The organism is Variovorax sp. 01T439_2 (assembly GCF_056398445.1).
Window position 1 is genome coordinate 1 of record NZ_JBFTPJ010000973.1, and the last position, 2154, is coordinate 2154.

The window sequence follows — 2154 nt, forward strand, 5'->3', positions numbered from 1 at the left end:
CCGCTACCCAAGGTAACTATCCACAGATGGCTCAATACGTCTATTCGATGAACCGCGTCAGCAAGACCGTGCCGCCCAAACGGCAGCTCTTGAAAGACATTTCGCTCTCTTTCTTCCCCGGCGCCAAGATCGGCGTGCTCGGCCTGAACGGCTCGGGCAAGTCCACGCTGCTCAAGATCATGGCGGGTGTGGACAAGGAGTTCGAGGGCGAGGCGCTGCCCATGCCGGGCATGACGATCGGCTACCTGGAGCAGGAACCCAAGCTCGATCCCGAGCACACGGTGCGCGAATCGGTCGAAGAGTCCATGGGCGCGGTGTTTGCGGCCAAGGCGCGCCTCGAAGAGGTGTACATCGCCTATGGCGCCGAAGACGCCGACTTCGACGCGCTGGCGGCCGAGCAGGCCCAGCTCGAAGCCATTATCGCCACCGCCGGCACGGATTCCGAGCACCAGCTGGAGATCGCCGCCGATGCCCTGCGCCTTCCGCCGTGGGACGCGAAGATCGGCCTGCTGTCAGGCGGCGAGAAGCGGCGTGTGGCGCTGTGCCGCCTGCTGCTGTCCAAGCCCGACATGCTGCTGCTCGACGAACCCACCAACCACCTGGACGCCGAATCGGTGGAGTGGCTCGAAGTGTTCCTGCAGCGCTTCACGGGCACCGTGGTGGCCATCACCCACGACCGCTACTTCCTGGACAACGCGGCCGAGTGGATCCTGGAAATGGACCGCGGCCGCGGCATTCCCTGGAAGGGCAACTACAGCACCTGGCTCGAGCAGAAGGGCGAACGCCTGGCGCAGGAGCAAAAGAGCGAAGAAGCCCACGCCAAGGCACTGAAGAAGGAACTGGAGTGGTCGCGCCAGAACCCGAAGGCACGCCAGGCCAAGAGCAAGTCGCGCCTCGCCCGCTTCGAAGAGCTGAGCGACATGGAATACCAGAAGCGCAACGAGACGCAGGAAATCTTCATTCCTGTGGCGGAGCGGCTGGGCCAGCAGGTGTTCGAGTTCCACAACGTCAGCAAGTCCTTCGGCGACCGCATGCTGATCGACAACCTGAGCTTCACCGTGCCGCCGGGCGCGATCGTCGGCATCATCGGCCCGAACGGCGCCGGCAAGTCGACGCTCTTCAAGCTGCTCGCGGGCAAGGAAAAGCCGGATTCGGGCGAGGTCGTCATCGGCCAGACCGTGAAGATGGCCTTTGTCGACCAGCACCGCGACGAACTCGCCAACAACAAGACCGTGTGGGAAGACATCTCGAACGGGCTGGACATCATCAACGTCGGCAAGTTCCAGATGGCGAGCCGCGCCTATGCGGGCCGCTTCAACTTCAACGGCGCCGACCAGCAGAAGAAGGTCGGCACGCTGTCGGGCGGCGAGCGCGGCCGGCTGCACCTGGCCAAGACGCTGATCGCGGGCGGCAACGTGCTGCTGCTGGACGAACCGTCGAACGACCTGGACGTCGAAACGCTGCGCGCGCTGGAAGACGCGCTGCTCGAGTTCGCCGGCACGGTCATGGTCATCAGCCACGACCGCTGGTTCCTCGACCGCATTGCCACGCACATCCTGGCCGCCGAAGGCGACAGCCAGTGGACCTTCTTCGACGGCAACTACCAGGAATACGAGGCCGACAAGAAGAAGCGCCTGGGCGAAGAGGGTGCAAAACCCAAGCGCATGCGCTACAAGGCACTCAAGTAAGCCTCAGGGTGCTTCGACAAGAGCGCGCGGTTTCGCAAGGGACTGCGCGCTTTTTTCATCGTCCGCCGCAAACACCTCGCGCGCCGCCGCCAGGCCGTTGAGCGCGGCCGGAAAGCCCGCGTACACCGCCATCTGCATGATGGTCTCGACGACCTCGGTGCGCGTGACGCCCACGTTGAGCGCGCCCTGGATGTGCACCTTGAGCTGCGGCGCGGCATTGCCCATGGCGGTGAGCGCGGCCACCACCGCGATCTCGCGCGAACGCAGGTCGAGGCCGGGGCGCGAGTAGATGTCGCCGAACGGAAACTCGATCAGGAGGCGTGCGAAGTCGGGTGCGATGCCGGCCAGGCTCTCGACGACCTTGACGCCGCCTTCACCGTCGATCTGCTGGAGTCTGGCGAGTCCGCGCTCGTAGCGCAGGTTGTTGTCGTTGCCGTCGTGGCTTGCTTGTGGGTGGGTCATCGCT

The 2154-nt window shown here is 64.7% G+C and carries 2 protein-coding genes; one reads left to right on the forward strand and one right to left on the reverse strand.

Annotated features, from left to right (window positions below):
* Positions 1-26 precede the first annotated feature (26 nt).
* Positions 27-1688, forward strand: a complete 1662-nt coding sequence (ettA, locus tag AC1DOC_RS30605; RefSeq protein WP_015866459.1) for an energy-dependent translational throttle protein EttA — start codon at positions 27-29, stop codon at positions 1686-1688.
* 3 nt (positions 1689-1691) lie between these two features.
* Here the strand turns inward: ettA and AC1DOC_RS30610 are convergent, their stop codons facing one another.
* The gene (locus AC1DOC_RS30610) at positions 1692-2150 is read right to left on the reverse strand and encodes a carboxymuconolactone decarboxylase family protein (protein WP_478081806.1); all 459 of its coding nucleotides are present in this window, start codon (positions 2148-2150) and stop codon (positions 1692-1694) included.
* Positions 2151-2154 lie beyond the last annotated feature (4 nt).